Raw genomic sequence first — 577 nt, 5'->3', positions numbered from 1 at the left:
GGGGGGAGGACCCGGGCCGCGCTTCGCGCCGCGCCACGTCCTTTCCCCCCTCTGACTCAGATGGCATACACTTACAGCGGGTTTCCATTTCAACGGAGGATGTCATGTCCGGATTTAATCTCGCTGCTACATCGAAAGAAGAACAGGATAAGGTGGCTATTGATCTGGTTGCTTCAGGTGTGGCGTTCAAAGAACGGCTGGCTATGCCGGTTGTTGCGGAACGGGTGGCCAGAGAACAGCCTGAACATTTGAGAGAATATTTTTGGGCGCGGCTGGAGCATTATCGCCAGGTCAGTACGCAGCTGCCGGACAGAAATGCCCCTGAATACGCCAGAAATGAGGATGACGTTAAAAAATAACGCTGCTCCGGATGGTTTTTTTCGGTTATTCGCCGGATTTTTCGCATGCCGGTTAATCGCTTTGTCTGGCCAGTGCGCGGCTTTTTCTTCCTGCCGGTGATAATGCGCTGCCTGTTCCTGTTCCTGTTCCTGTTCCTGTTCCTGTTCCTGCTACTTCCCTGTGTTTTTGAAATCTAAAATGTCAGGGTGCTGGCCCCCTTCGGCTCCTGACCAGCTGG

General features: G+C 53.6%; 2 protein-coding genes. Both read left to right on the top strand.

Annotation, left to right across the window (positions count from 1 at the left end):
• Nucleotides 1-104: 104 nt before the first annotated feature.
• Entirely contained in the window at nt 105-359 is a 255-nt protein-coding gene (locus FDW94_RS11645; protein ID WP_137377620.1) for a DNA polymerase III subunit theta, read from the top strand.
• A gap of 45 nt (nt 360-404) precedes the next feature.
• Nucleotides 405-536: a hypothetical protein gene (locus FDW94_RS24660; RefSeq protein WP_283205070.1), complete on the top strand. Its 132-nt coding sequence runs from the start codon at nt 405-407 to the stop codon at nt 534-536.
• Nucleotides 537-577: the final 41 nt, after the last annotated feature.

The sequence above is a fragment of the Citrobacter sp. wls757 genome (genome assembly GCF_005280935.1).
GTDB lineage: Bacteria > Pseudomonadota > Gammaproteobacteria > Enterobacterales > Enterobacteriaceae > Citrobacter > Citrobacter portucalensis.
Note: the sequence above shows the minus strand (reverse complement) of the source record. Positions and strands in the feature narration are given on the sequence as shown.

Coding starts and splice junctions, on each gene's coding strand:
- FDW94_RS24660 (WP_283205070.1), top strand. CDS start 405: ATGCCGGTTAATCGCTTTGTCTGGCCAGTGCGCGGCTTTTTCTTCCTG.
- FDW94_RS11645 (WP_137377620.1), top strand. CDS start 105: ATGTCCGGATTTAATCTCGCTGCTACATCGAAAGAAGAACAGGATAAG.